This is a genomic window from Weissella paramesenteroides ATCC 33313 (assembly GCF_000160575.1).
GTDB lineage: Bacteria > Bacillota > Bacilli > Lactobacillales > Lactobacillaceae > Weissella > Weissella paramesenteroides.
The window spans coordinates 176,076-182,284 of sequence record NZ_GG697128.1 but is presented as its reverse complement, the minus strand read 5'-3'; the positions used below and the strand labels follow the sequence as shown (position 1 = coordinate 182,284).

At 36.3% G+C, this 6,209-nt stretch carries 4 protein-coding genes; 3 read left to right on the top strand and 1 reads right to left on the bottom strand.

From position 1 onward, the window contains the following. Positions 1 to 201 precede the first annotated feature (201 nt). Positions 202 to 1,302, top strand: a complete 1,101-nt coding sequence (locus HMPREF0877_RS09765; protein WP_138075712.1) for an IS30 family transposase — start codon at positions 202 to 204, stop codon at positions 1,300 to 1,302. A gap of 533 nt (positions 1,303 to 1,835) precedes the next feature. On the opposite strand, the gene HMPREF0877_RS00845 is transcribed toward HMPREF0877_RS09765, so the two are convergent. Further along, positions 1,836 to 2,849, bottom strand: coding sequence for a LacI family DNA-binding transcriptional regulator (locus HMPREF0877_RS00845; protein WP_002827198.1), 1,014 nt, complete (start codon positions 2,847 to 2,849; stop codon positions 1,836 to 1,838). Positions 2,850 to 3,070: 221 nt separating this feature from the next. Between HMPREF0877_RS00845 and HMPREF0877_RS00840 the strand changes: the two genes are divergently transcribed. After that, a complete protein-coding gene (locus HMPREF0877_RS00840; RefSeq protein WP_040760386.1) occupies positions 3,071 to 4,438 on the top strand; it encodes an SLC45 family MFS transporter in 1,368 nt (455 codons plus the stop codon). Positions 4,439 to 4,487: 49 nt separating this feature from the next. Next, positions 4,488 to 6,173, top strand: coding sequence for a glycoside hydrolase family 13 protein (locus HMPREF0877_RS00835; RefSeq protein WP_002827196.1), 1,686 nt, complete (start codon positions 4,488 to 4,490; stop codon positions 6,171 to 6,173). Positions 6,174 to 6,209: the final 36 nt, after the last annotated feature.

Here is a 6,209-nt window from a genome sequence, read left to right as displayed (position 1 = left end):
TTGCTGGCTTTTTTGTGCGTATTTGAGTGTTGAGAAACGCATTCTACGACCATTTTTATTGTATTAAGTGGTACCTTGTCCAGTAACGACAATTCAAATTCATCTAATAACAGTGTAATTGGAGTAATATTGCTTATTATAATTGAAATTAACCATGAAAATAGTTTAAAGAAATATGATTTAAAAGGTAGGTCAAATGTTATGAGTCAATCCATTTCGTATGAAGAACGAATAAAAATTGAACTATTGATTAAGGAAGGTTATTCATTAATTAGAATAGCTGAACGATTAAACAGAAACCGCTCATCAATCACGCGAGAAATCCGACGAGGCACTGCAGATAATAAAAAAGATAATTTACGTTATCCAACAAAATTACTGAAATCTATGTACCGTGCTCGCGATGCGCAATTTCGCGCCCAAAATCGGCGGCATCATGCTGGTAGACCTTCGTCATTGACTAATTATAAAAAACAAGTTTTACAAACAGAAATACAACAGCATCACTTTACACCCGGTCAAGTGGTTGCAAAGCATCGGCGTTTATTTTCAAATACAACGGTGATTTATACCTGGATCAATCAGAATAAAATTCCAGGGCTATCAAACCAGGATTTGCCAATGCAAGGGAAACGGTATCGTCGTAATATAAACCGGGCATTGAATAAATACAGACGACCTTTAACAAAAAAATATCAACGTCGTTATCGGTCTTTTCGACCGCTTGTCACACCGGAAGAAGTTGGTCAGTATATTGGACAACGACGCAGTATCAATGAGCGGCCGGCATCAATTAATCAGCGTCGTACTTTTGGTCATTGGGAAATGGATGGGGTTGAAAGCAAAAATCATCAGGGCTCCTTATTAATTACCTTTGTTGAACGTAAAACACGTTATCAAGTAGCTATTAAAGCAAAATCCAAGAGTGCTTTGGAAATTGTGAGGGTACTTAGTCAATTTAAACACCAGTATGGTCGTTATGTGAAATCAATCACATGCGATAATGGGCACGAATTTGTGAATAGTCGTGTGGTGAAGTTTATTTTGTGTTATTTAGGGGATTTATACGTGGCCAATACTTATGCGCCGTACGAGCGAGCAACTAATGAGCGGACTAATCGAAACTTACGCGCCCGATGGTATTTTCCCAAAGGCACTTTGTTTAGTGATGTCACGCAGCAACAAGTTAATCAAGTGATCAACGAGATTAATAGTAAACCGCTGACACATGCTGTTAAGAGTCAGAAATCCCCAAATTATCTGTTTAAACGAGCAACAAGGCGTTTACAAGTAACTGCATGAAAGTAACCGTAGTTTAACAAATATCGTTGCAAAAGCCTGATAAAGCTATTTTTTAAAAACAGCATAATGAGGCTGGTTTTTGTGTGCTTAAAAAATATAAAAAGATGCAATAATTTTTAATTTTGCTAATTTAAGGACGATATATTGAAGCTGGTTACTAAATTAATGTAAAAAACACAAATTTATCGTGAAAAATTGTGAAATGTCATTAAATTGTTAAAAAGCTGGCTGAATACTAGCAAATCAGACTTTATAAGCGTTAAAAAAGCGTCAAAATTACTTGAGTTGCATTAAATACTTGACAATACCGTTTATATTTAACTTTCGATAATATATATTATGTAAACTAAAATAAGTGGTTTTTTAAGCAGTCTCAATCTAAGCTAAAATCCTTACTTATCCCCCTGATATCCAGTTATTTATACTGACAAATAATCTTAGAACATTTAATGCCTAACAAATTTTGATACTAAATACAAAAATGCTCCGTAAATTTTATTTATAACTGTAATTAATTACGGAGCATTTTTATTTTATTTCGTTGAATTCAGATTTAAAACACTGTCGCGTTGAATTAATTCGGTTGGAATGTAAATAATCTGAGGTTCAGTTTTTTCTGAGTCTGAGTCCAAAAAAAGTTGCATAGCAATGCGTCCAATTTCAGGAAAATCTTGTTTGACAGTTGTTAACTTAGGTCGAGCTATTTCAGTTTGTTGGAGACCGTCAATGGTCACAATAGAAAGATCTTCAGGGACTGTTTTCCCATGATCACTCATCGCGTTTATGAGTCCTTGACCAACCATATCAGCAGTTGCAATTGCTGCGGTAAACGGCAATTGATTTATGTCATAACCAGTTGTAACACTCGTATACCCAGTTTCATACGAGTGATCATTACCATATAGAAAAATATTTTCATACGCTAAGTTGTGGTCTGTCATTGATTTAATAAAGTTTGTACGACGAGTACTTGATATGTTAGTTGTCAGTTTTGTATCTCCAACTAAGGCAATATTTTTGTGTCCCATATCTATCAGATAATCGACGATACTATTCATCATTTCAAATTCGTTTGAAGTGACTGCAGAAATTTGCTCACTAAGCAAAGCTGTTAAAGAAATTACTGAGATTTGTTCTTCTAGAAGTTTATCAATCATCCATGAAGGAATATCTAAAGACAACATAAAGACAGCCCCCACCTGTCTAGATAACAGGGTTTGAAATACCTGGTACTGATGATCTTCGTCTTCGTCTAGATATGTAATTAATAACTCATAACCTGATGAAATAGTCGTTTCATAAAGTCCCTTGATTATCTCATCCGCAAAGTTTGTATGTATTAACGGTACAACGACACCAACAACACGACTTCTTTTACTTGATAAATCGGCCGCATTTTGATTCTTGTAGTATCCCATTTCTTGTGCTAATTCTCTAACACGTTTTGCTGTTACTTCACTGTAGCGACCACGATTTGTCAGTATACGCGAAACTGAAGCAACCGATAGTCCGGCAGCATTAGCAACGTCTTTTAAAGTGACTTTCATGAGCAACTCCTAACTTGTATCTTAATGTGTTTAATTATACACGGACTTTCTTGTAACACCATACAAATTGCAACAAATTCACAAACTTTTAGTTTTTTAGAAACAACTTGACATAACAAATGGAACCGCTTACAATAATTGCGTAAACGTTTGTACAAGTTTTACAAAACTTTTGAGATTTTATTTTGATTTATGAGGGGTTTCATATGGATAATTCAATGATGACAGGTAGTGAACTGAAAGAATCAGAAACATCCACATCTGGGGTAGTTAAAAATAGATTACCAAACTTAACAAAAGTTCAGATGTTCATGATGACATTTGGTTATTTTGGTACACAAGTAGCTTTTTCAATGCAAACTGGAAGCATGGGTCGTATCTTTCAAACGATTGGTGCAGATCCGAATAATTTAGGTTTTTTCTTCATTCTACCTCCTTTGGCTGGAATGATTATGCAGCCATTAGTTGGCTATTTCTCTGATAAAACGTGGTTACCAAAACTAGGACGACGGATGCCCTATTTGATTGGTGGATCAGTTGTTTCGTTTATCGTTATGTTGATGCTGCCTAACGCAGGTTCATTAGGTTTTGGGTTTGGATCTGCAGCTGCGCTATGGTTTGGGGCTGTGACAGTATTATTTATGGATTTGGCAGCGAACGTTTCACAACAACCATTTAAAATGATCATTCCTGATATGGCGAATGAAACACAGTCAAATTCTTTATGGTCAATGCAGAATGTTTGGGGTAGTTTAGGAAGCTTAGTAGCGTTTGTCTTCCCCTTCCTCTTAACTGCTCTGGGAGTTGCAAATACTGCACCACGTGGCGAAGTGCCAATGTCCGTTAAAATTTCATTTTATGCATCAGCAATTATTTTGGCTCTTTCGGCATTCTTTACGATTAAAAACGTTAAAGAATATACACCAGAAGAAATGGCAAAGTATCACAATATTTCTGCAGCAGAGCAAAATGAAAAGTCTTCAATTGTCAATGTATTGAAAAGTGCCCCAAAGGTATTCTGGTTATTAGGTATTGTCGAATTCTTTGTTTGGTTTGCGATTCCTTACATGTGGACCTATTCAACAGGTGCCTTGGCCGAAAACATATGGCATGTGACTGATCCATCAACTGCTGGTTATCAAGCAGCTGGAAATTGGTTTGGAATTGTTCAAGCTGTGTACTCAATTGTTGCCATTATTGTTGGACTTTTCTTTGCACGCTTAACTAAGAAGACTCGTCGACCTGCATATACAGTTAGCATGATTCTTGGTGGTATTGGCTTCCTAATGATAGCATTTGGTACAACTAAGTTGTCATCAATCATTGCCTTTGCCCTATTTGGAGTTGCTTGGATTGCATTAATTACGATTCCATTTACAATTTTGACAAACGCGCTAGATGGTAAACATGATGGTATAGTTTTGGGACTATTTAATTGCTTTATCTGTATCCCACAGATTGTCGCATCATCTATTAGCTTTTTAATTCTACCAGCCTTAGGTGGTTCAATGGCACATATGTTTATCGTTGCAGCGATAGCTTTCTTTATTGCAGGATTTGCAATTTGGATGGTTCGAGATGAAATTTAATATAATTTACTAAATGAGAGATAATCAATAAAAAAAATTGGAGAAAACAATGACAAAAGAAAATATCAAGTGGTGGCAAAAAGCTGTTGTTTATCAAATCTACCCTCGCTCATTCCAAGATTCAAATAACGATGGTATCGGGGACTTAAAAGGTGTTGAACAACATCTAGATTACGTTAAAAAATTAGGTGCAGATGTTATCTGGTTGAACCCAGTTTACAATTCACCAAACAAGGATAATGGTTACGATATTTCTGATTATCAAAGTATCAATCCAGAATTTGGAGATATGGCACAATTTGATCACCTATTGGCAGAAGCCCATGAACGTGGTCTAAAGATTGTGATGGATTTAGTTGTTAACCATTCTTCTGATCAACATAAGTGGTTTATCGAGAGCCGTTCTTCAAAGGATAATGATAAGCGTGATTTCTATATTTGGCGTGACCCAGTTGATGGTCATGAGCCTAATAACTGGGGATCTTTCTTCTCTGGTCCAGCTTGGAAATTTGATGAAAAGACAGGTCAGTACTATCTACACCTCTTTGCTGAAGGACAACCTGATCTTAACTGGGCAAATCCAAAGATGCGTGAGACTATTTGGAATATGATGAACTGGTGGGTTGATAAAGGAATTGATGGTTTCCGTATGGATGTTATTTCATTGATTTCTAAGCCAGATGGATTACCTGATGGCAAGGTGCCTAAAGGAGATATTTACGGTAATTCAAATCGTGCTGTTGCCAATGGTCCTCATGTTCATGAGTATCTACAAGAAATGCGTAATAAGGTATTAAATAATGCTGACATGATGACGGTTGGTGAGGCCTCAGGTGTTGATATTGAAAATGCTAAAGAATATGCATCAAACGATGGCAAAGAATTGAACATGGTATTTCAATTTGAACATGTTGAATTAGATGGTAATCCTGATCCTGCTTTAGGAAAGTGGTATGATCAACGTGTTTCTCTACCTAAATTGAAGGAAAATCTAAGTAAGTGGCAATATGAACTAGACGGTAAAGCATGGAATTCACTATACTGGAATAACCATGATCAACCACGTGCAGTTAGTCGCTATGGTAGTGATAAACCCGAGTTCCGTGTTGTATCTGCTAAAATGGTTGGTACCCTCCTACACTTCATGCAAGGAACACCTTATATCTATCAAGGTGAAGAAATCGGTATGACGAATGCTTATAACTTAGGCTGGGATGATTTCAATGATATTGAAATCTTGAATGCGCGTGAGTATTTGGTTAATAAAGATCACTTGATCGATGATGATACATTGTTACGCTATGTCCACTACAAGGGACGTGATAACGCACGTACCCCTATGCAATGGACTGCTGGTAAGAATGCTGGCTTTACAGATGGTACCCCTTGGTTAAAGATGAATGACAATTTTGGTGAAATTAATGTTGAGGAAGCATTAGCTGATAAAGATTCCGTATTTTATTACTATCAAAAGTTGATTCAATTACGCCATGAATTACCTATTATCACAACTGGTCATTACCAACTCTTGGATCCAGAGGATGAGGAAGTATACACATACAAGCGTATTGGTGATGATGAAGAGTTATTAGTTATTAATAACTTTACTGAATCAGAACAATCTCGTGACTATGGTGTTCCTGCTAATGCAGAGATCCTAATTAGTAATTATCCAGATGATCAAGGCACAACATTGCGTCCATTTGAAGCAAAAGTCTATCGTTACAAAAATTAATAGCACAAAAAAAGCATATCATTAAAATGATGTGCT

Coding starts and splice junctions, on each gene's coding strand:
- HMPREF0877_RS00835 (WP_002827196.1), top strand. CDS start 4,488: ATGACAAAAGAAAATATCAAGTGGTGGCAAAAAGCTGTTGTTTATCAA.
- HMPREF0877_RS09765 (WP_138075712.1), top strand. CDS start 202: ATGAGTCAATCCATTTCGTATGAAGAACGAATAAAAATTGAACTATTG.
- HMPREF0877_RS00840 (WP_040760386.1), top strand. CDS start 3,071: ATGACAGGTAGTGAACTGAAAGAATCAGAAACATCCACATCTGGGGTA.
- HMPREF0877_RS00845 (WP_002827198.1), bottom strand. CDS start 2,849: ATGAAAGTCACTTTAAAAGACGTTGCTAATGCTGCCGGACTATCGGTT.